The 21,791-nt window shown below is 57.1% G+C and carries 20 protein-coding genes; 7 read left to right on the forward strand and 13 right to left on the reverse strand.

From position 1 onward, the window contains the following. Positions 1–357 precede the first annotated feature (357 nt). A complete protein-coding gene (gene ptcA, locus ACTQ48_RS08615; protein ID WP_441017462.1) occupies positions 358–1,428 on the reverse strand; it encodes a putrescine carbamoyltransferase in 1,071 nt (356 codons plus the stop codon). A 381-nt stretch (positions 1,429–1,809) separates the two neighbouring features. Beyond that, entirely contained in the window at positions 1,810–2,721 is a 912-nt protein-coding gene (locus ACTQ48_RS08620) for a response regulator transcription factor (RefSeq protein WP_441570613.1), read from the reverse strand. A 242-nt stretch (positions 2,722–2,963) separates the two neighbouring features. On the opposite strand from ACTQ48_RS08620, the gene ACTQ48_RS08625 reads away from it, so the two are divergent. Together ACTQ48_RS08625 and ACTQ48_RS08630 are read left to right on the forward strand one after the other, a co-directional pair. Next, complete coding sequence (locus ACTQ48_RS08625; protein WP_441570614.1) at positions 2,964–4,769, forward strand: amidohydrolase; 1,806 nt, start codon at positions 2,964–2,966, stop codon at positions 4,767–4,769. 106 nt (positions 4,770–4,875) lie between these two features. Further along, positions 4,876–5,547, forward strand: a complete 672-nt coding sequence (locus ACTQ48_RS08630; protein ID WP_441570616.1) for a helix-turn-helix domain-containing protein — start codon at positions 4,876–4,878, stop codon at positions 5,545–5,547. Between the two features lie 427 nt (positions 5,548–5,974). Here the strand turns inward: ACTQ48_RS08630 and ACTQ48_RS08635 are convergent, their stop codons facing one another. The 3 genes from ACTQ48_RS08635 to ACTQ48_RS08645 all read right to left on the reverse strand — a co-directional run bounded on the left by ACTQ48_RS08635 (position 5,975) and on the right by ACTQ48_RS08645 (position 8,474). Beyond that, entirely contained in the window at positions 5,975–6,775 is an 801-nt protein-coding gene (locus ACTQ48_RS08635) for an SDR family NAD(P)-dependent oxidoreductase (RefSeq protein WP_123220203.1), read from the reverse strand. 38 nt (positions 6,776–6,813) lie between these two features. After that, positions 6,814–7,065 carry a hypothetical protein gene (locus tag ACTQ48_RS08640; protein ID WP_427883372.1) on the reverse strand — a complete coding sequence of 84 codons (252 nt, stop codon included), beginning with the start codon at positions 7,063–7,065 and terminating at the stop codon, positions 6,814–6,816. Positions 7,066–7,151: 86 nt separating this feature from the next. After that, a complete protein-coding gene (locus ACTQ48_RS08645) occupies positions 7,152–8,474 on the reverse strand; it encodes an LPXTG cell wall anchor domain-containing protein (protein WP_441567637.1) in 1,323 nt (440 codons plus the stop codon). Between the two features lie 337 nt (positions 8,475–8,811). On the opposite strand from ACTQ48_RS08645, the gene ACTQ48_RS08650 reads away from it, so the two are divergent. Further along, the gene (locus ACTQ48_RS08650; RefSeq protein WP_441570618.1) at positions 8,812–10,032 is read left to right on the forward strand and encodes an InlB B-repeat-containing protein; all 1,221 of its coding nucleotides are present in this window, start codon (positions 8,812–8,814) and stop codon (positions 10,030–10,032) included. Positions 10,033–10,468: 436 nt separating this feature from the next. Here ACTQ48_RS08650 and ACTQ48_RS08655 read toward each other — a convergent pair whose 3' ends face one another. Both ACTQ48_RS08655 and ACTQ48_RS08660 read right to left on the reverse strand, forming a co-directional pair. Next, on the reverse strand, positions 10,469–11,260 hold the full coding sequence (locus tag ACTQ48_RS08655; protein WP_441570620.1) for a MerR family transcriptional regulator: 792 nt from the start codon (positions 11,258–11,260) through the stop codon (positions 10,469–10,471). Positions 11,261–11,327: 67 nt separating this feature from the next. Beyond that, on the reverse strand, positions 11,328–11,633 hold the full coding sequence (locus tag ACTQ48_RS08660; RefSeq protein WP_441570622.1) for a TfoX/Sxy family protein: 306 nt from the start codon (positions 11,631–11,633) through the stop codon (positions 11,328–11,330). A gap of 771 nt (positions 11,634–12,404) precedes the next feature. Between ACTQ48_RS08660 and ACTQ48_RS08665 the strand changes: the two genes are divergently transcribed. Together ACTQ48_RS08665 and ACTQ48_RS08670 are read left to right on the forward strand one after the other, a co-directional pair. Beyond that, complete coding sequence (locus tag ACTQ48_RS08665; RefSeq protein WP_441049105.1) at positions 12,405–12,968, forward strand: DUF6323 family protein; 564 nt, start codon at positions 12,405–12,407, stop codon at positions 12,966–12,968. Further along, positions 12,952–13,599 (forward strand): DUF6179 domain-containing protein, encoded by a 648-nt coding sequence (locus ACTQ48_RS08670; RefSeq protein ID WP_441049103.1) that lies wholly within the window; start codon positions 12,952–12,954, stop codon positions 13,597–13,599. The genes ACTQ48_RS08665 and ACTQ48_RS08670 overlap by 17 nt, the downstream gene beginning before the upstream one ends. A gap of 215 nt (positions 13,600–13,814) precedes the next feature. Here ACTQ48_RS08670 and guaA read toward each other — a convergent pair whose 3' ends face one another. Further along, complete coding sequence (guaA, locus tag ACTQ48_RS08675; RefSeq protein ID WP_441570624.1) at positions 13,815–15,413, reverse strand: glutamine-hydrolyzing GMP synthase; 1,599 nt, start codon at positions 15,411–15,413, stop codon at positions 13,815–13,817. A 268-nt stretch (positions 15,414–15,681) separates the two neighbouring features. On the opposite strand from guaA, the gene ACTQ48_RS08680 reads away from it, so the two are divergent. Continuing rightward, positions 15,682–16,695, forward strand: coding sequence for an asparaginase (locus ACTQ48_RS08680; protein WP_441570626.1), 1,014 nt, complete (start codon positions 15,682–15,684; stop codon positions 16,693–16,695). Positions 16,696–17,012: 317 nt separating this feature from the next. Here ACTQ48_RS08680 and ACTQ48_RS08685 read toward each other — a convergent pair whose 3' ends face one another. Further along, positions 17,013–17,231: a helix-turn-helix domain-containing protein gene (locus tag ACTQ48_RS08685; protein WP_154517944.1), complete on the reverse strand. Its 219-nt coding sequence runs from the start codon at positions 17,229–17,231 to the stop codon at positions 17,013–17,015. Between the two features lie 76 nt (positions 17,232–17,307). Here ACTQ48_RS08685 and ACTQ48_RS08690 point away from each other — a divergent pair, with 76 nt between their 5' ends. Next, positions 17,308–17,697 carry a hypothetical protein gene (locus ACTQ48_RS08690; RefSeq protein WP_195838610.1) on the forward strand — a complete coding sequence of 130 codons (390 nt, stop codon included), beginning with the start codon at positions 17,308–17,310 and terminating at the stop codon, positions 17,695–17,697. A gap of 9 nt (positions 17,698–17,706) precedes the next feature. Here the strand turns inward: ACTQ48_RS08690 and ACTQ48_RS08695 are convergent, their stop codons facing one another. From ACTQ48_RS08695 to ACTQ48_RS08710, 4 genes are all read right to left on the reverse strand, one after another. Further along, a complete protein-coding gene (locus ACTQ48_RS08695; protein ID WP_154517947.1) occupies positions 17,707–18,090 on the reverse strand; it encodes a DUF1648 domain-containing protein in 384 nt (127 codons plus the stop codon). An 11-nt stretch (positions 18,091–18,101) separates the two neighbouring features. Further along, on the reverse strand, positions 18,102–19,178 hold the full coding sequence (ychF, locus tag ACTQ48_RS08700; protein WP_370450661.1) for a redox-regulated ATPase YchF: 1,077 nt from the start codon (positions 19,176–19,178) through the stop codon (positions 18,102–18,104). Positions 19,179–19,292: 114 nt separating this feature from the next. Beyond that, a complete protein-coding gene (locus tag ACTQ48_RS08705; protein ID WP_427795975.1) occupies positions 19,293–20,546 on the reverse strand; it encodes a 4Fe-4S binding protein in 1,254 nt (417 codons plus the stop codon). Between the two features lie 151 nt (positions 20,547–20,697). Further along, positions 20,698–21,765: a glycerol dehydrogenase gene (locus tag ACTQ48_RS08710; RefSeq protein WP_441570629.1), complete on the reverse strand. Its 1,068-nt coding sequence runs from the start codon at positions 21,763–21,765 to the stop codon at positions 20,698–20,700. Between the last annotated feature and the right edge of the window lie 26 nt (positions 21,766–21,791).

The following is a 21,791-nucleotide window of genomic DNA, read 5'->3' on the forward strand; positions in this document are numbered from 1 at the left end:
CAGCAGGAGCGGCGGCCTCGCAAACGAAGACGACGCAGATGATGGTCGAAATGACCGTCAGGAAGGAAAGCTTTTTCTTTCCGTCACTCATATTTAATCCTTTGCTCAGTCGTTTTCAGACAGGGCGCCAGTGCTTACACGCAGTGGCGCAGATGATGGGCAGCAAGAGACAAGCATCTGCTGCTGCCCATCAGAAAGCATCGTACAGGCCATACCACACGTCGGTGTAGATGAAGTCGGCGCCCTTGATGCACTCGGTTGTCGTCGGAGACTTTGCAGTTCTCCTCGCCGATGGCCATGAGGTCGCCCATCTCCTGCGAAGGCGGGCGAGCCGTAGCTCGCCCGACCTGGTACGTCTTACAGACCGTGCTTACCGAAAGCGGCCATGCGCTCATTGATGGTGGCGCGGTATGCCGCAGCCTTCTCCTCGTCGGGCTCGCTCTGGGGGCACAGAGTAGCCAGGATGGCGCGAATGGAGTGCTTGCGGTTCTCGGCCTCGACCCAGCACAGGGAGCGCTCGGGATCGTCCATGACCTCGTCGACGACTTCCTCGCCACGGTTGGCGGGCAGGCAGTGCATGAACATGCTGTTCGGACCGGCAACGTTCATCATATCCCAGGTCACCTGGTACTTCGGATAGAACACATCCATGTAGCTGGAGCTGGAGACTTCACTGTCGTAGAGGCCGTACCACACATCGGTGTACACGAAGTCGGCGCCCTCGATGCAGGAAATGTCGTCGGAAATGGTGATGGTGCCGCCGGAGACCTTGCAGTTCTCCTCGCCGATAGCCATGAGATGCTTGCCGAACTCGGCGCGCTCCTCATCGGTGCCAATATGCAGGCAGCCGTCGGGAATCTGATGCCCCTTCGGTCCGAACTGCACGAAGTCCATGCCCATCTTCGTGCAGATGAACATGAGCGACGCGCAGGTCTGGGTGGCATCGCCGATCCAGGCAAACTTGCAGTCCTCGATCTTCTTGCCCTCGGGGAGGTTCTCGATCATGGTCATGAGGTCGCCGAGCTCCTGGGTGGGATGGTTGTACTCGCTCATGCCGTTGATGACGGGGGCCGCGGAGTACTTCGCCAAGCTCACTACATCCTTATGACGATCGACGCGGGCCATGAGGATGTCGACGAGGCTTCCCATAACGCGGCCGGAGTCCTCGATGGACTCATGGCCACCCAGCTGGATGGAGCCGGGGCCGAAGAACTCGGCGTGACCGCCGAGGTCGGTCATGGCCGTCTCGAAGGAGATGCGGGTACGGGTGGACACCTGCTGGAAAATCATGCCGAGGGTCTTGTCCTTCAGCAGGTGCGGGTACTCGCCGCCCTCCTTGATGAGCCCCTTCATGGCGATGGCCAGATCTACCATGCCGAGCAGCTCTTCTTTTGTGAAGTCGTTGGTGTCGATGTAATCTTTGACCATTGAAATCTCCTTCAAAATTCGTTGGCCGGACCGCCCCTTGCGGACCGCGCTCCCATGAAGCGCCCCGAAATGAGCGAGACGCTCCCTTGCGCCACACAGCATGGGGCGCACCCGTAGTTTTGAGAAGAAATAACCAGGATTATTTTCAGATTACATTAGCTCACCGCACACCTTGCCCTGGCTAATCCTAGCTAATCCTAACTAATCCTAACTAGTCCTAACGCCTAAACGGATTGATATTGAACTGGTTTCTTCGCCCTGTGCGCCGCTGTCAACACCTTGCGCCTCCGTTCTAAGGAACCGACGCGCCCGACGCCCAAGAATACGTAGACGGCTGATCCCGTAGGGGGCGGCCGCATAGCCGCACCGACCCCCAGCCTCTCAGAGCCCGGCCCTCTTGCGGCCGCTCAGTTCCTTTCTAAGTTTTTGCGCAAGCTCGTCTCGGCCACTCACACCAAGCTTGGCGTAAATATTCGATATGTGGGTTTTCACCGTGTTGACGGAAATGCATTCTTGCTCAGCAATCTCCTTGTTCGATGCGCCCTTTTCAAGGAGCGACAACAGTGCTTCCTCGCGCTTGGTCAGCCCGTATTCGCGAGCAATCCAGGGCACAAGGGATTCCGCCAACCGCACATTACGCATCCGCCGATGATGTGCAAGAAAGACATACGCAGCCACGGTGAAGCAAAGCGCCATAATCTCAACGGGAACCCTACGAGGAGAGGCGGAGCGCGCGCCGCCCTCCTGTCTAAAGGCCAAATACGTTGCTGCTTCCGCCAAGGCATATATGAGCACAAGTAAGAGCGAGAGAACCCATCGCCATCGGCTCATGCGTCGAAACTCTGCCGCCAAACAGAAGATGCCGTACCCTATTACCCAGATCGCCAACAACCTGGTAAAGAGAAACTCGCGCCATAGTGCAACCGATTCGACTGACGAAGCGCCACTTGCCAAAGCCACCATCATGCAAACTGCCCAAAATAATCCCTCGACGGGAGAGATGCTGCGCGAGAGCAAGCTGCCGAGCACGAGCCGATACAAGAGGATTACCACCATGTTGAATGCAAAGCGGAGCATAGGATAGGCGTTTCGCGTGCCCTCGAATTGCATCGCGAATTCCGGAACGAACTCATACATGAATACAGAACATATATCTATCGTATACAAAAGGAAGGTGAGCGCGACGAAGAGATAGCCCCGCCTGCGCTCGACATAGTGCAGACTCCCATAGGCAGCACTGACTAACGCATAGGCGATGCAACTTGCCACATTGTAGAGAAAAGCGAGGGACACGACTCCTCCTTCATCAAGCGGCAACATTATAGAAGATTTAGCACCCAAGGCTAAAACTACCCCAACGTCCGATTTGTCTCCCTGCATTTTCGCTGTTCAGAGACAGGGGGATAGAAAATCATCCTCCGATTAATCTCAAATCCCTCTCTGTTTTTCTTAACAAAGAACCCCCTGACTCTTAAGGTTCAATTACTGCAGCGCAAAAAAAGAGACAGCGCTGCAACCAAATTAAGGAGGGTCTTATGAGCACATCCCATCAGAAGCAACCTCTCAGCCGCCGTCGTTTCGTCATTGGATCGAGCGCCCTAGCGGCTGCCGCGTTCTCGGGCGGACTCTGGGGATGCGCATCCGGGGAGCAGCCTGGATCAAATGCCACGCCCGGTTCCGCCGATCAAAACATTGCCGATATCGTGCTCCGCAACGGCCATGTGCAGACCATGGTGTCAGAAAGCGATGTTGCATCAGCCGTCGCTATCGCGGGCAACAAGATCGTGTACGTGGGCGACGATTCGGGCATCGATGCTTTCGTAGGAGACAAGACTCAAGTCATCGACCTCGATGGCAAGTTCGTCTCCCCCGGCTTCATTGACGGCCACATCCACGCCCCTGGCAACTGGTTCAACGCCCTCTTCCAGATCGACCTGACGGGGCTTACCACCAACGAGGAATACCTCGAGGCAATCCGCGCCTTCGTGGAAGACCATCCCGACGAGGAGGGCTACATCGGAGCGCCTTTCATGCTCAATGCCTACCAGCTTCCCGACGGCTCGAATCCCGGGCCCTCGAAAGAAGATCTAGATGCCATCTGCCCCGATAAGCCCATTCTCATCCACGACGTCTCCTACCACGCCGCTTGGGTCAATTCCAAGGCCCTCGAAATGGCTGGCGTAACTGCCGACACCCCCGACCCAGAAGGCGGCCTGTTCTATCGCAATGAGAAGGGAGAGCCTTCGGGGTGCGTCTCCGATGCCGCCAAGGGAATTGTATTCGCCATCATGCCCAACACCATGACCAACGATAATCTGAAAAAGGCCATGCGCAAATTCATGAAGGAAGCAAACTCCTATGGCATAACCGGCATTACAAATATCACCCAAGGCGGTCTTGATATTATCGACATGTATCACAAGTTGGAGGACGAGGGCAATTTGACCCTGCGCATGCGCGTCGTCCCCACTATGAAAGAAGGCCGCACCTATGACGAGGTGCTTTCCGCCATCAAGTCCTACAACGACTCCGCCACAGACATGATTTCTTCGAATACCGTGAAGATTTTCTACGACGGAGTGACCGAAAGAGGCACCGCCGTCTTCCTGGAACCCTACCAGGAATCAACGGGACTCGGCGATCATTGGTGCGGCGAACCCATCTGGTCTCAGGAAGACTTTACCCGTCTTGTACACGACTTTGATGCAGAAGGCGTTCAGGTGCACGTGCACGCCATGGGCGACGGCGCCGTTCACGGCACCCTTGATGCCTTCGAGGAGGCTCGGGCGACCAATGGGAAGCGCGACGCGCGGCACACGATCACCCACGTATGCGCCATTACCGATGAGGATATCCAGCGCATGGCCGATTTGGATGTAGTGGCGAATCTCCAATTCCTGATGATGTACCACGATGATCTCATGGACCTGGAGCGCGCCTATATCGGCGACGAGCGCGCCATGGCGTTGTACCCAACAAAGCACTTGGCCGAGGCAGGCATCTGCATCAGCGGCTCCTCAGACGCCCCCGTCATTCCATTTGCCCCGCTCGATGCGATCGAGGTTGGCGTTACCCGCAACTCGCCCTATCCCGAGGAAGAGGACACCGACATGACCCGCTGGCCCGAACAGGGGCTCACAGCCTATCAGCTGCTCGAGGCCTACACCAAGAACGACGCCTACCAGAACTTCATGGACGATATTATCGGCACCGTTGAAGTAGGCAAGTTCGCCGATCTCGTCGTGCTGGATACCAACATTCTCGAAGCCGATGCCAAGGCCATCTCCGACACGCGCGTGGTCTACACCATCTCCGACGGCCGCATCGTCTACAAGGGATAGAACCACGTCAAAAGGTGCCAGCATTACAGAACGGCTCACAAACCCTCGAACACAAGCCCCCGCGGCTCAGCGGTCATTAGTCCCGCAGAGCCGCGGGGGCCAATCTATGCGACTTCGCAGTCCTTACCGGCACTGCGGCAATACGCAAACACGCTGTATCCCGAAAGGGCTTCTCGCTCTCCAATTTGCTTTAGCGCACTTTACTACCGGCGAGAAAATCAGGTACTACCGTAAGCTTCGCGGGCTCTATCAGGGAGAGCTGGGCGAGAAAATCGGCGTCTCCAAGGGCGCGATCCGTCACTATGAGACGGATTTCAGGACTCCCAAGCAGCCTCAGGTGGAAGCCATCGCCGAAGCTCTCGACATCTCTCCGCTTGCCTGTTGGACTTCAGGGCAGAGAACGCCCGAGACCTCCTGGGCCTCCTTCTGCAGCTGGAGGACGAGTTCGGCATCGTGCCTGTCGAGAATGGATCGGGCCTTTCAATCGATGTATCTGCCGAGAAGGCGCCCGCCGCTACCCGGCCTCCCTCAGGGTCTCAACGTGCATAAGGTCGACGGCCAGCCCCCTCAGCTCGATCCCCGCCCTCAGCCTCGGCCTGCTAGTCATGTGCCTGTTCACCTGGGAGAAAGCATGCCAAAGGCAGCGCTGGACCATGGTTTGCGGCCAGGTCTCGCGCACGGCCTTGGCGAACCCGCCCCCGCCGTCGGGGGGGGCGAGCGTGGACCAGACCTCCCAGAACTCGGCCGTCCTGCTCCTGAAGGCCGCCCGCCGCAGTAGGGGCAATAGACGGTCTTCATGGGCACCTCTTCCGAAAAGGTATTTAACGGTTCCGGAAAAGGTTATATACCTGTGGGAACGATAGGCAACCGGACACACATTCTATCCGAGCGGTTAAAAGCGGGCACGGAATTTATACGGCTGAAAAAGGGGCGTCGACCTGCGCCGATGCCCCCCAACGTGGACACACATTTTGTCCTATAAGTCTTAGCCAACAGATTGCCTGCGCAAAAAACATGGCCACCCGCAAAGAGCGGCCATGTAGATTCTATCTGCAAGAAATCTTTTGCGTGCGTGGTGTGCTTTCGCGCATTCAGTCATGCGCACCTTCGCGCATTCACACTCTAGCACGTTCATGCGTTCATGCGTTCACGCTTTCCGCATTCTCGCGTTCGCGCTTTCGTACTGGTCTATTCGCCTGTACGAATTACCACGTGCGGGAATTCATCTGGCGGAACTGAGCAACGGTTGGAGCGTGCGAATTCATGCCGCCGTCAACGTTGATGATCTGTCCCGTGGTGTAGGTACTTTCATCGGAGCCAAAATATACGGCTGCATGAGCAATGTCTTCTGGGCAACCGTAGCGGTTAACCATGATGCTACCCAAGAAGATATCTTTGAGCATCTGAGGAACCTTCGCCTCGTTTTCTGGCGTAACAATCAAGCCTGGACGGATGCAATTGCAGCGGATGTTGTCTTTGCCGTATTGCAAGGCAACGTATTGCGTGAAGATGTCTACGCCCGCCTTGGCGCATGCATAAGCGGTAGAACCTAAGTCGCCTGCACATGATGCCATAGAGCCAATGTTGACGATTGCGCCGCCACCAATTTCTTTCATGTAGGGGATAGCGCACTTCGTTGCATAGAAGGTGCCGCGCAGGTCGCTTTCCAAAATAGCGTCCCACATTTCAAGGGTGAGCTCGTCAACACGACCGTCCTTGAGGGCAACGTTTGCTGCATTGTTTACCAAAATATCGAGCTTGCCGTATTGCTCTACAGTGTCTGCAATAAGCGCTTCGATGCTTGCTGGTTCGGTAATGTCGAAATAGTGGAAGCTTGCCTTGCCGCCTGCTTCAACAATTTGATCAACTACAACTTGGCCTTTTTCGGCACGACGACCACTAATAACAACCGTTGCGCCCTCGGCTGCGTATACCTTTGCGATACCGATGCCAATACCGCTGGTGGAGCCCGTTACGATAGCAACTTTGCCTTCGAGTCTACCCATTGTGTTCCCTTTCTCGTCAAATAATCGATAAGGTATTTTTATTCCTTTTTCGCGTTTTTGTGAATATTTGCATAGAAAAAGCGGATGGCAGGCGTGGGGATTTCGGCAGGAAGGGAAGGGGCCGGCCGCGTTGCGTGCACTGCCGTATTCTTTTCTGCAGGAAAATATGTTGAGCTGCTCGTTTTTCTGTTTGAATAGTAGACAGATTTAGCATGGTCAGAGGCTGCTGGCAAACAATTTACTCCCTCAACAAAACGCTTGCTCTCTGACATGCCATGCTCGGCGCACAAAGTTGGCACCTTCCCAGACGGGAAGGTGCCTTTTCTGATTATCTTAGCGCTTCATTTCAATGGAGCTGCACCAATGGTATCCGTGCTTATTTATAGTTGTTGCGCTTTCTGAACGTGAAGAGCGCCCCAGCACCGGCAGCGATCGCAACGCCGCAGATGCCCATTGCATAGAGGGCGGCACTATCGCCGGTGTGAGGGAGATTGGATGCAGACTTATCGGAGTCGCCCCCGACGATGGTCAGCTTGGCATCGTCGATGTTCACGGTGAACTGGTCGGTCACATCGTTGCCGTCGGAATCGATGACGACGGCTTGGCCGGAAACCTTGACAGGGTACTCGCCTGCATCGGTGCCCGTTGCAGAAGCCTCAACGCCGGAAACGTAGAAGGTCTGACCATTGATCTGGAACTCCAGGGTCTCGAAACCGGATGCGGACTTCTCGGTGCCGTCGTAGGTCACGGACTTGGAATTGGGAGTGAGGGTGATATGGTACTTCTCGCTACGGTCGGTAACGGTCAGGGTCCCGTACGTCTTGTTGATCTGATAGTTGTCCAGATTGGTTCCCTCGTTGGGGATGCATTCGAACGCATTCTCGGAGGAGCCGACGATCTTCTGCGAGCCGGTGAAAGAATAGGTGGCACCTTGGCCATCGACCCAACCAGTGCCCCAGGCAGCCTCCCCAACGGTGACCTCGTGATTGGTCAAGGGCTTGCCGTCGTACTCCTTGGAACCACTCGCGGAGGTCAGGGTGACCGGACGCTTTTCGACCCTCAAGACACCATAACGTATGGAAATATTGTAGTGTTTCTCGAAGTATTCCTCACTACCTAAAGGTAACACTACGTCAAACGTATTTTCCGATTCGCCAGCATTCGTCTGAGACCCGGTAATATTGAATCGAACTCCGTCTTCGTCAAGAGGAGCCCAACCGTCCCCATCGACACTAATTCCTCCGATAGTAAGAGGGGTGCCGCCATAGATCTTGTAGTCGCTCGAGGAAGACAACCTTACGTCACGCTTTGTAATCTCGATTTCGAAGCGTTCCTCATCCGCATCACCCCCCGAAACCATCAAAGTCACGTGGCCGAGTTCAGTTCCCGTTACAGAAACGGTCTGCCCATTAGGCGATTTGTCAATACTCGAGATTTCGATAGCTCCACCGTCCTCAGAGGACCAAGTCCAATTATATTCAGACCTTGATGTTCCATTGGTATATTGCGCAGTCATGTAGTACTTAATCTGATTTGGGCCACTGATTGCAGGGGCATCAGCGAAAGCTGCGACGGGCAGAAAAGATGCTGCCAGCACTGCCGCCAGCATCACCCTCGCAAATCTTTTCGCAAGCGATTGGGAGAGAACTGCAGTTGCGACCTCTCCCCATTTGGAGAATTTGGAATCCATGAAGCTCATGTCTGCTCCAATCGCATCGAATTGAACCAACGTAAAACGCAACACGACGTACAGTGTGTTGCTGCGTTTTTTCGATTTGGTAAAGAATAACCGAATCTTTGTTGGCTATGCGTCGGTTGAATGTAATTACCCCTCTAATAAATCATATTTGTTACTTTTCTGCACCACCAAACCAGATTCTGCCTCCTTCGAACCAGGCACCCACCCCATCAAGACCACGAAGCATCCCCGTCCAGAGCAAGCCCGAGCCGAGCAAGGGACATGCCCGAAAATAATTCTCTGTTAACATGAAATGCAATGTTGCAATAGGGAACGCACGCTTGAATTGGAGGATACGATGAAGATACAGGCTAAAGAGACCTTGGCCAGGCGCCGGACGGTTTTCGTCCTCACGCTCGCAGCCATCGTCGGCGTTTGCGCCTTCACCTTCTCCGGCACCCAGAATTACGCCTGGGCTGAAGGCGAAGAGCCCATTGCCACTTGGAATGAAGTCAAAGCGCCGGGATATGGCGTCGTTGAAGCAAATGAAAAGAACCTTTCGCTTGAAATAAAAATAGATAGCCGGAACGATCACCTGGAGGCCCATATCACGAATAACGACGGAGGTCCAATTCCCCCATCTGTCCTCGAGTTGACAACGAATGATGGACAAACATTAATCGCCAAATTTACAGACCCTATTCCTAATGGCGGCCAAACCGGAGCACCTTCCATTGAAGGCTCGAAACCCACTACCCGATTCACTAAAGCAGAGCTTTACGAAACCGTCACCGTGACCTTCAATATGAACAGCCACGGAACCCAGATCATCAACCCCATTACGGTCAAGAAGGGGACGTCCGTCACCCTGCCCCAGCCCACAGACCCGAATTATGACTTCGGCGGCTGGTTCACCGATGAGAGCCTCACCACCTCGTTCAACGGCACCGCCGCTACGAACATGACCGTCTACGCCAAATGGACCGAAAAGGAAAAGGTCACCGTTTCCTTCGAATCCGAATTCGGGACCGCACCTGAAGCCGTGACCGTGAACAAGGGCCAAGTCGTCGAACTCCCTGACCTCGGCACTGACGGCGACTACACATTCGTTGGCTGGATTCCTAAGGGCTCCGAAGGCACCGATCCCCTTAAAGGCGAATACACCGCTAAAGAAAACATCACCTTCACGGCTGTCTGGGAAGCTCCCTCCACTCCCATCATCGAAATGGTCGATGTCACCTTCGACATGAACGGCCACGGCGACAGTGTGACCAAGCAGACCAAGAGGGGCAAGCCCATCACCCTTATCGATGATCCCACCGCTGAAGGCTACACCTTCAAAGGCTGGACCTACGACAAGGAAGGCAAGCAGGCCTTCGACCCCAAGAAGAACGCAGACCAGGACACCACCCTGTACGCCCAGTGGGAAAAGAATGTCGACTCCGCTCCCACCAACTCAATAATCCCCCGGACCGGTGACAACCAGATGGCACTCCTGGCATCCCTCTGCTTCAGTGCAGCAGCCCTGATAGCAGTCGGCATCGCGTTAGCCGCGTATCGCAAATGCAAGCACGTATAAAGCATACGTGACGTTACCGTTCTAATTCTCGATCTAAACAGAGGGGAGTCCCGCGGGACTCCCCTCCCCATTCGCGTACCTAATTACGCTGTTCCTACTAAAATTGGGAATTCTATTCCCAATTTTCTCCTATTCCCACTCAATAATCAAATCGTGCCGTATTTTCTTCAGTTTTTGTCGTAGTGCGGCATTTTGAAGAGTTTTACGCTGGATTAAACAAAATTCGCGAAAATCCATGTTGTCAAAATGTTGTCACGGGCTGTTTTTCGCGTGACAAACGCCTTCGTTTTGGACCAATGGCTTAGAGGTCTGAAAATAAAGTTAATTACCATAGGCAGTTCTCGATTCTGCCTTACGTTTAGTGGCTCGGCTGATGTTCGGCCGAGCCACTTTTGCTTTTGCGATTAGCTGCAACCCTTCAGATGGGGAATCCGCCTTACTCGACGGGCAGTTGGATCTCGGTGAGCCATTCGTCAACGGACTCCTTGTTCCAAATGCCGTCGATGTAGCTTTCACGGGAGAAGCCGGCCACCTTGTAGCCGTTGTCCTCGGCATACTTCATGATGAACGAATAGGCCTCGCCGATGTTGTCATAGGCGCCCTGGTGGTAGATGCTCAGCACCTTGGTTTCGGGGACCTCGCGGAACTTGATGTTGTCACTTTCCACGCCGAACGCTTCCACGGCCTCGGAGTGGCGCACGCGCACATCGGATTCGCGGTACTCGCAATCCAGGTACTCCACGAACTCATAAGGTGGTTCGGCGCACTTCAGGCCGGGGTTCAGGGCCTTCGCCTCGGCGCCCTGGGCGGGAATCCAGCTCATGGCGTCGGAGTAGCGAGAAAGCGTGGCCTCGGAGTAGTAGACGATGCAAGCGGGGATGGTCTTTTCGGTTACTTGGTACTTCATGCCGTTTCCTTCCAGTAGGTGGTGGATGACGGAAAGGCTTTTGGCAATCTCTGCTTCTTGCTGTTGGAGCGTGCGCGCCTGCTCCAGGAGAATCTCCCGCTGGTCTGCGCCGGCAAGTATGGCCTTGATCTGGGCAACCGGAATGCCCAGCTGGCGAAGGGCCTTGACGTGCGCCGCGTCCTTGAGCTGCGATGTCTCGTACAGGCGATAGCCCGTCCATGGGTCTACCTGGGCGGGCTGCAAAAGGCCCTCCTTCTCGTAGAAGCGCAGGGTCTTCACCGTGAGCATGGACAATTTGGAGAACTCTCCGATTTTCAGCATCTGAGATGCCTCCTTTCCTCTGACGACGCCTATTTTGAGGCCTCCCCTTTGGGGAGGGTCAAGAAGATTATTTCCTCTTTTTCGGAAGGGGGAGCTGGGGGAGCATGGCATCGACCACTGCCGCGATTAGCGTTGGATTTTCGCTATCAACGAGAAGCATCGGCTTCGCCCCCTCATAGGGGACTTGCTCCGTTGAAAAGGCTTCCCGTGCGGCCGGGACGTCTTTCAGAAGGAATCTGTCGTCGTAGATGCCGCCGAACAGGACACCGTCGCTGTACAACAGGTATTCGCCCATCATCTTGCGATAGGTCGGGGCGGGAACCTCATGCAACAGGTCCAGTATGTAATTTAGATACTCCGCGCTCGACGACATCAGTTTTCTCCTTGGTCGAATGGAATCCGAAAGTGGTTGAGCTGCATTTTGCCTTCGGTTTCCGCAGGAGGCCATGGGATGCAGCATTGCGCCTTGCTGAATCTTGTAGGGATTGCTTGGATTGAGGTTGGTGCTTGGACGCACGATGCTGCACCCGTTCGGGCATGGCCGCCAGCATGAAAGTCTGGTTACGGGTGTTGTGTATGGGCATCGCTAGTTCCTCATGCACCTGAGCCTTTCTCTCGCCGGTGCTTGCCGAAGGCTTCGGCTGGTTCTCAACACGCCTATTGTAGATTGCTGCGAGGGGCGGGACCGCCGCGAATCCTTGAAAAAAATCGAACAATGTGCGCTAGCCGCTTCCCTGTCGATTCCCATCGTTGACCTACGGGAGCGGGAATCAGCATGTAAACATTGGCGTTATTGACTCGGCGCCAACAACGCGAACAAAGCCGACAGTGTCGCTGACATCCCATTTTACTTTTCATTTCAGCATAAGATAAAAGGATGGTAAAACGATGAAAATGCCGATGAGGGCGACCCTCTGAAGAGCTGTTTTCTCTTCCCTCGATAGCAGAGTTAGATCCGATCGCCAGCACCCTGCAGAAGGTGCGGCAAGTGCGCCAGGGCGCATCGCTGTGGCGTAAGCTTTCGTGGAGAAGCGCCGTCTGACAGTGGCCACATTACCATACTCTGGTCAAGATTTTCAGTCTTGAACTTGGCGCCCCCACGCGATATTAGGCATTGACCGCGATTTTGGAAGGGGTGTTGTCCATGGGATTTGACATGTGGCTTGCGTTTTCAACGAGCGTCGCGGGGTCGACGTTGGCCGAGGTGAACGGGCGGCTTGCTTCAGGTGGCCTCTCGATCACGCGGGAGGACTATCGGATGCTGGCCGAGCGCCGGGTTGAGGCGCTGGCTGACACCGAGCGGGTGGAGTTCGGGCTGCCGGCTATCGTCGAGGTAGCCGGAGCTGTGTCAGGCTCGCCGTATCTTTCGCAAACCAGCGTGGCGAAGGTGCTTGCAGAGCTGCAGGACGCCTTCTATGCCATCCGCGACGAGCTGTCCGTCGACGTGCCTGACGCGGAGATCGCCGACGCCCTGCGAAACTGCCTGGACGCGTGGGGAGACGCTGCCGAGGTCGCATCGATGCCGGCGAAGGAGGTCATGCGCTTCTCCGCCGAATACATGCGCGCGGCCGAGGCGGGGGACGACGGCGAGTACCGCATCGTCGACGACGAGGGGCGCGCGTACACATTCGATTCCGCCGAGTGGGACTTCGACGAGTATGTGGATGGCTGGGACGGAGAGGGGTGGTCCGATGGCTGGGGCGATTAGCGGAGGAGCTGGCGTCCCCAACGCAGGTAGGGCGTCGGATAATTTTACGCGCCTTCTGGCGCACGTTGCCGACCTGTACTGTGCTGCCGGATCGTCGAGCGTGTCGGCCTGCGAGATACATGAACTCGCCATGTCGGTCGCCTATGCGCTGGGCGTCGCAGACGCCACGCCCGAGGAGGCCGCCATCGTGCTCGACGTTGACGATCCCATCGTGCTCTGGCATGAGGGCGTTCGCGCACTCCAGAAGCGGACGGACGCGGCCCTCGCTCTCTGGTGGGACGTGGTTGCGACCATGCCGCCCATCCGCAACGTGGCGCTGCGCGACACGTTGGCGAGCCTGGGAGAGTTAAAGAGGCGCTACGACGTCCACTTCGCCGCGCACGAGGTCCCCTGCGACATCGACTACCAGCTGAGCGAGCCGGTGGGCCCGGGTCTTTTGGGGATCGACTACGTGGAGGCGTACCTAGCGCAGCTCCTCGTCGAGGCGCGCTGGATCGCGCGGTTCGACGTCGAGAGCTGTGTCACCGTGCTCGAGCGCATATGCCCGGACTACCGGGGCCTGCACGTAAACCTCTGCGATCTGCTGCTGCCGCACGAGAGCGAGCTGGAACCCTCCCGGGCTCGAGCCTGAACGGCCTTTGATTCAGACCCATGTTGCAATTGTGCCGATATAGGGGCATTTGCAACGTTGCTCACTTGGCGTTCATTGAATGCGGTCAGGCACCCGATTCTCGATTCGTGCACGAAAAAAGCCCGACTCGCTAAGCGAGTCGGGCTCAAGTTCTGCAGTTAAGGCACTAATTAACGACAGACTGCAAAAAAATGTGCCTTAAGTAGGATTTTCACTTACTCCCACTCAATGGTCGCGGGCGGCTTGGACGTAATGTCGTAGCACACGCGGTTGGCGCCGGGAACCTCGGCCACGATGCGGCCGGAAATGCGGGCCAGCACCTCGTAGGGCAGCTTGGCCCAGTCGGCGGTCATGGCATCACTGGATTCGACGGCACGCAGGATGATCGGGCGCTGATAGGTGCGCTCGTCGCCCATAACGCCAACGGACTTGATGTCGGGCAGGACCGCGAAATACTGCCAGCAGCTGTGCTCGGAGTTGCGCTCGCCGGTCTGCTCAAACAGGCGCTGGTTGTAGGCATCCAGCTCCTCGCGCACGATGGCATCGGCGTTTTTGAGGATCTCGAGCTTCTCCTTGTCGACCGCACCGATAATGCGGATGGCCAGACCCGGGCCCGGGAAAGGCTGACGGAACACGATATGACCCGGCAGACCCAGTGCCAGACCAAGTGCGCGGACCTCGTCCTTAAAGAAGTGATCAAGCGGCTCAATGAGGTCGAAGTGTACGCCCTCGGGGAACGGGATCAGGTTGTGATGGCTCTTGATGGTGGCCGTCTTGCCGCCCGTCTTGCGAGCGCCGGACTCGATGATGTCGGGGTAGATGGTGCCCTGAGCCAGGTACTTGACCGGCTTGCCATCGGTCTCGAGCTGCTGCGCCACGGCGAAGAACTCTTTCCAGAACTGAGTACCGATGATGCGGCGCTTCTCCTCGGGCTCGGTCACGCCGGCCAGAAGCTCGGCATAACGGTCCTCGGCGTGAACGTGGATAAAGTCGACATCGAACTGCTTGGTGAAGACCTCCTCCACCTGCTCGGGCTCGCCCTTGCGCAGCAGGCCGTGGTTGATGAACACACAGGTCATCTGCTTGCCCACGGCGCGAGCGCCCAGCGCAGCCACGACGGAGGAGTCGACGCCACCGGACAGGGCCAAAATCACGCGGTCGCTACCGACCTTCTCGCGGAACTCGGCCGTCATGGTCTCGACCAGGTTGTCCATGCTCCAGTTGGGCTCCAGGCCGCAGATCTCAAACAGGAAGTTGCTCAGCAGCTGCTGACCGTACTCGGAGTGCTTGACCTCGGGGTGGAACTGCGTGGTGAAAATCTTGCGCTCGGGGCACTCCATGGCGGCAACCGGGCACACGTCGGTGCTGGCGGTAACGGTAAAGCCCTCGGGCACCTCGGACACGGCGTCGCGGTGGCTCATCCACACGGTTTGCTGCATGGGCGTGGAGTTAAAGAGCTTGGCGCCGGCAGTGCGCGTAATAGTGGCGCGGCCGTACTCGCCCACCTCGGAGTGACCGACCTTGCCGCCGAGCGTCACGGCCGTGATCTGATGGCCGTAGCAGAAGCCCAGGACGGGAAGGCCCAGGTCAAAGATGGCAGGATCGATGGACGGAGCGTCCTCGGCGTACACAGAGGCCGGGCCGCCGGAAAGGATGAGCGCAGAGGCGTTCATCTCGCGAATCTCATCGGCCGAGATGTCGCAGGGAACAATCTCGGAATACACGTTGAGGTCGCGGACGCGACGGGCAATGAGCTGACCGTACTGCGCACCAAAGTCGAGTACGAGGACCTTTGCGGAAGCCTTTTGATCCATGGTTTCCCCCTCTTGTTGGCGGGGAGCCGATGCCCACCCGCGCGAATAAACGAGAATAACTTTCATAGTGTACACGTTATATGGGGTTTCTCGTCCCTCGCAGCCATCAGCGCACGGCAAACGCACGACCTGGGCCCCTATTTGACGGCAATTGAAGTGTTACCAAACGTTACAGATGATGTAATACGTTTGAACATTGGACACCCTGTGCCACAATACTGCCGAACGACTCCGCCTCTGGGGCGGCAAATACGATAGGAACACCAACATGAAGCGCATCCTTCTCATCGCCACGGGCGGCACCATCGCATCGACCGAGGACGGCAACGGCCTCTCTCCCGCCCTGACCGGTGAGGAGCTCGCCCAGAGCGTCCCCGAGATCTCGGGCCTCTGCGAGCTCGACGTCGTGCAGCCCATGAACATCGACAGCACCAATATGCGTCCGAGTGACTGGATGCGTATCCTCGACGTCATCGTCGAGGGCTATGCCGACCACGACGGCTTCGTGATTCTGCACGGCACCGACACCATGAGCTACACCGCGGCGGCGCTTTCTTACCTGATTCAGGACAGCCCCAAGCCCATCGTGCTCACCGGCTCGCAAAAGCCCATGGGCAACCCCTTTACCGATGCCAAGCTCAATCTGTACCAGAGCCTGCTCTATGCGCTTGACGAGCATTCGCACGACGTCTCAATCGTGTTTGGCGGTGTGGCCATCGCCGGCACGCGCGCCCGCAAGCAGCGCACCATGAGCTTTAACGCGTTCATTAGCGTCAACTATCCGCCCATTGCCTACATCCGCAACGACCGCATCGTGCGCAACGGGCTCCACGGCACCCACCAGAATGAGAGCCCGGTTCGTTTCTACGACCGTATCGACTCGCGCGTGTTTGTCCTTAAGCTCACACCCGGCGTGAATCCAGGCGTATTGGACGCCCTGACCGATAGCTACGACGCCGTAATTCTGGAAACCTTTGGCATTGGCGGTATTCCCGAGTTTGGCGAGTCCGGCGAGTCATTCCAGGAGGCAATTTTCCGCTGGGTCGATTCGGGTCGCACCGTCGTTATGACCACACAGGTCCCCGAAGAGGGCCTCGATCTGGGTGTTTATGAGGTCGGCCGTGCCTACGCCGACCATCCGGGTATTTTGCGCGGCGACGATATGACCACCGAAACGCTCGTGGCCAAGACCATGTGGGCGCTCGGCCAGTCACGTGATGCGGCCGAGATTCAGCGCCTGTTCTACAGCCAAGTCAACCATGACCGCATCCCGATGGTGTAGATAAAACAAAATCCGCCTCTTTGGGCCTTGTGGGGCACGTGGTACCTCTCGGAACGTGCAAAAAGCGGAGTTTTCAGCACCCGCCCCTTCCAGAAACGTTAAAACCGCTAGCTGTAAATCGCTTTTCGGTTCGATAGGCTCGTCCCACGCGTCAATTATTCCTCATAATAATGAATTTTGTGGATAATCAAAAACAGCAAGCATCGTATTTGCGCCTTCGGTTGCTGTCAATTTATTGAGGGATGCTGAATACTCGGGTTTTTGCACGCCGCCGTCGGGGGGACCCGTTCAGCAAACGACAAATCTAGCAAAAACGCCTACTCAATGCCCTCGAGGAGCTCTGACACCGTCATGCCAAGCGCGGGCGCAAGTTTAAATAAAATCTCGAGCGTGCTGTTTGCCGTTCCGTTTTCGATTTGATCGAGATAAGGTCGGCTGATTCCAACCGCCACGCAAAAATCGACCTTGGAGATACCAAGGGCCTTGCGCGTCCGCTCGACTCGCTCGCCAAGAATCTGTTTCGCATGTTCGTTCATGCAGACGAGTTTGAAATGGAGCAAAACAAAAACGTAAACTATAGTTTACGTTTTGCCTAATATACAGGAGTTTTCTATGTCGGGTTCTTCGGTCCGCATGTACCGAGCCACGCTTCGCACAAACAGCGCACCGCCCAAGCTCGTCGTCGTTGAAGCAGAATGCCTTTCGCCCGATGAGCGCACAGCATTTGCATTGCTATCAAGTCGCGTCGCCGCCGTTTTGGTCCCTTGCCCGGCGCAAGGTGAACTTGCCATCCAATGCCAAGCGCACGGCTGCTCACTCAATCAGGCTGCCGTAATCGCAACCAGCCAGTGTGGCCTGCCCCTTCTCTTGGAAGCCGGTATCGCGCTCTGCCTTCGCGGTGCCGGATACGAAAACGAGGCCGCCGCCGATGTGGTCTTTCAACCACGATCGAGCGGCGGCCTCGCAGCAGCCATCGAATATGCTTGCAGGCTCGTTGCCTAAAGGCGCAAGCTAAAAGCCCAGGCCAAAGCCTGTACCGGTAATCGCCGAATACATAAAGTAGACGTTAATTACGTTGAGGAATGCGCCCGTGATGCAGCCGTTTCGCAGGTAGCGCTCGCACACGATGCGCGCCATGGCGGCGGAGTCCTCATTGTTCTTTGCCTGGCGTCCCGCCGTAAAGTACGTCGCCACGCTCAGCAGCAGGTTGAGCACCGGCAATGCCAGCAGCTCGTAGCTCTTGCCCCAGCGCGTCACCTCACCGGCGGCATTAAACTTTGTTGCCACCTCGGGACCAATGTTGGGGATTACAAACGCTGCGACCACCAGCGGAAGCACCGCAAGCACCAGCAGCGCGATGCCCATGTAGCCAGCTTTTTTTCCATATTTAAACATGCTCGCCGTCCTTACACGTTAAAGCGGAAGTGCACGACGTCGCCATCGGCCATGACATACTCTTTGCCCTCGATGCGCAGCTTGCCTGCAGCCTTGGCGCCTTGCTCGCCACCGAGCTCGATGTAGTCGTCATAGCCAATGACCTCGGCCTTAATAAAGCCGCGCTCAAAGTCGGTATGGATGACACCGGCGGCCTGCGGGGCGGTCGCGCCCTGACGCACCGTCCAGGCCTTGACCTCCATCTCGCCAGCCGTAAAGAACGACTGCAGACCGAGCAGCTTGTAGGCTGCCTGCGCGAGCACGTCCAGGCCGGGCTGCTCCAGGCCCAGGCTCTCCAGGTAGTCGGCCGCATCCTCGGGATCGAGCTCGGAAAGCTCGGCCTCGATCTTGGCGCAGATCGGCAGCGGCTTGACGCCATCGATGGGCGCCAGCTCCTCGTTGAGCATGTCCTCGTCCACGTTGGCCACATACAAGATGGGCTTCATGGTGAGTAGGAACAGGCCCTTGGCAGCGGCGCGCTCCTCGTCGGTCATCTCCATGGACGCGGCGCGCTTGCCCTCGTTGAGCCAGGCGAGCAGGCGCTTGGCGACCTCAAACTTGGGCATGAGCTCCTTGTCGCGCTTGGCCTCCTTCTCGAGCTTAGGCAGCTGCTTCTCGAGCGTGCCCATGTCGGCCAGGATAAGCTCGGTCATGATGGTGTCGGCATCGCCGGCGGGATCGACGAACTCGCCCGTGCGACCCACCTCACGCATGACGTTGGGATCCTTAAAATAGCGCACGACCTCGCAGATAGCGTCGGTCTCGCGAATGTTTGCCAAGAACTGGTTGCCCAGGCCCTCGCCCTCGTTGGCACCCTTCACCAGGCCCGCGATGTCGACAAACTCGACCGTAGCCGGCACAATGCGGCCAGGGTTGACAATGTCGGCGAGCTTTTGCAGGCGGCTATCGGGCACATCGACGATACCCACGTTGGGGTCGATCGTGGCGAACGGGTAGTTGGCGGCAAGGCCGGTCTTTTTGGTAAGCGCGGTGAACAGCGTCGACTTGCCCACGTTGGGCAGGCCCACGATACCGATGGAAAGGGACACGACAGCTCCTTTTGGTACAGGTACTTCAAACTGCATAAGTATAGCGCCGCCACAGCATCCGGGCGAATCCGGACACCGCGGCGGCGCAAATGAAGCAGAGATTGGGGTAGCTGGCTAGTCCGCGAGCTTCTCCACCTGGTCGAGCATCTTGTCGAGCTTGGCCTTCGCCTCGGCTTTTACCTTTTGGGCCTCTTCGTGGGCTTTGGCCTTCTGAGCGGCCTTTTCCTCGGCCTCGGGGTCGATGACAACCAAGTTGGACGCATCGTGTTCGACCAGCTTGAGCGCATGTTCGGGACAAACCTTGACACAGGCACCGCAGCCCAAGCAATACGTGGACTCCAACGCGAAGCGGCCGCTTCCCACCAAATCGCAGGCGAACGTGGGGCATACATTGACGCACTCGCCACACGATGTGCACTTGTCAAAATCGCACTCAGGCGTACTCACCTGCATGTTCTGGGCAAGCTCGGGATGGTTCTGCAGTGTCGAAAGCACCAGCTGCCGCCCATGAGTGAGCGAACGGCGACGCTTTGCCGTCGTGGTGCCGCACATGGTGTTGAGCGTGCGCTCCAGCTGAGTAATCTGGTGACGGTGGGCCTTCAACTTCTGCGTCACCGAGGCCAGCGCCGCCGTCGCCGGGTTGAGCTTGGTCACCGTCAGACCCGTCGTGCGGGCAATCTTTTCCATGTACTCCTTGCGCTCGTACTCGCGGAGCTTATGGCACTTGAGGCTCTTGGGGTCGACCTCCAGGCCCATACCCGTGCCAGACCACTCCTCAGCCTTCGCAATCGCCTCGCCCAGGATATCCTCGCCACCGGTGTTGCGGCATTTATCGCACACGCCCAGCGGAAGGTACACGCTCACGTTGGGATAGTCCGCCAGTACCGAGAACCAGGTCTCGGCCGTAATATCGCCCACGCAGGCAACGACGACCTCGTTCTCGCGCGGCATGCGCTTGAGGGCGCGTGTGCAGGTGACGTAGGCGGTCTCGTGGCTCGTTGCCGCCGAGACAATGTCGTCATACAGGTTTTTGGGCGCCAGGCGCGGCGAGATGATTGCCTCGGTCGGACAGGCAGCGGCGCACAGGCCGCACTTGCGGCAGGAGTCGAGAATCTCGATAGAGTCTTCCTCGACCTCGATAGCGTTGACCGGGCACACATCCATGCACGCGGAGCAGCCGCTCTTTTCGTTTTTGCAGGTCAGGCACGGAATGGTGTTGCCGCGCGGACGCTCCTTGTAGTCGGCAGGATTCCACTGCGGCGCCGACGGATCGAGCGCATCGGTCACACCGCCAAGCGGGTTTTTAAGAAAGTCGAAACCCTTGCTGATCTCGATAATGTCATCAAACAGATCGTGTTCCTGCGCCATGCGCGGCCCCTCCCTGAGCAGTGCAAACAAGCAAGAGATAATGATACGCTATCGGCCCACACCTCGGGCAAATTACACGCGGCGCATCTTTGAGAAAAATAGCCTATGGCCTATCGCCGCCTCGATTGCACAAGGTCAATCAAGCGCCAAGCTATGCCCCGCACATGAGCTGCACGAGCTTTTGTTTGGTCACCTTGGCCTGTTCGTTAGCCATATTGCGCTCGTTCTTAAAAGTTGCGTCCGCAACGCTCAGCAGGTCATCATCGGAAATCTCACCAAGGCCCAGCTCCTCGAGTGTCGTCGGCAGACCCACGCGCTGGCAAAACTCGAGCACCTGATCAAGCTCGGGCGCGCGCTCCAAACGAAGCTGCACCACCAGGCCAAATGCCACGGCCTCACCATGCATGGCCTTGCACTCGGGCAGAATCGTCAGGCCGTTGGCGATGGCATGGGCAAGCGCTAGGCCACCGCTCTCAAAGCCGACGCCCGAGAGTAGGATATTGCACTCGATCAGGCGCTCAATCGCCGGCGATATACGGCCCTTTTTAAGATCGCGCTTGGCAGCGACGCCGCACTCCATGAGTGTGTCATAGCAGGCACGAGCCGCAACCAAGGCCAAGTGTCCCGACGCGCCACCGTGCTCGTTGGTACCGTGCGCCGCGGCGCACGAACGCGCCTCGAAGTACGTTGCCAGCGCGTCGCCCATACCAGCGACCGTCATACGCAGCGGAGCCGCCGCGACCACGCCGGTATCGACCACAACCAAATCTGGATTCTTTTCGAGCATCAGATAGCGGTCGAACGACCCATCCTCGTGATACAGCACCGAAATCGCGCTGCACGGACCGTCCATCGAAGCCGCCGTGGGGCATACGCACAACGGCAGTTCAGCATAAAACGCAACGGCCTTGGCGATGTCGAGCATCTTGCCACCACCGATGCCGACCACCATGTCGCAATACTCAGCCTGGGCTTCCTTAGCCATTTCGACAACGGCATCTTCCGTACACGGACCGTCATAAATCTTAAAGAACGGCTCGCTTAGATCTTCGTCCAGAAATCCATCGACGATCTGCCTGCACAGCCGGTCCTCGGTGCCTTGGTCAAACAGGACATAGGCAGCGCAGCCCAACCATGACAAATATCTGCCCTGACGCGAAAGTTCGCCCGGCCCCTGAACATACCGGCCGGGACCGCCATAAACCATAGGAAGCGCCATACGAGAATCCGCCCTTCATCAAACAA

It is taken from the genome of Collinsella sp. Sow4_E3, from assembly GCF_052116285.1.
Classification (GTDB): domain Bacteria; phylum Actinomycetota; class Coriobacteriia; order Coriobacteriales; family Coriobacteriaceae; genus Collinsella.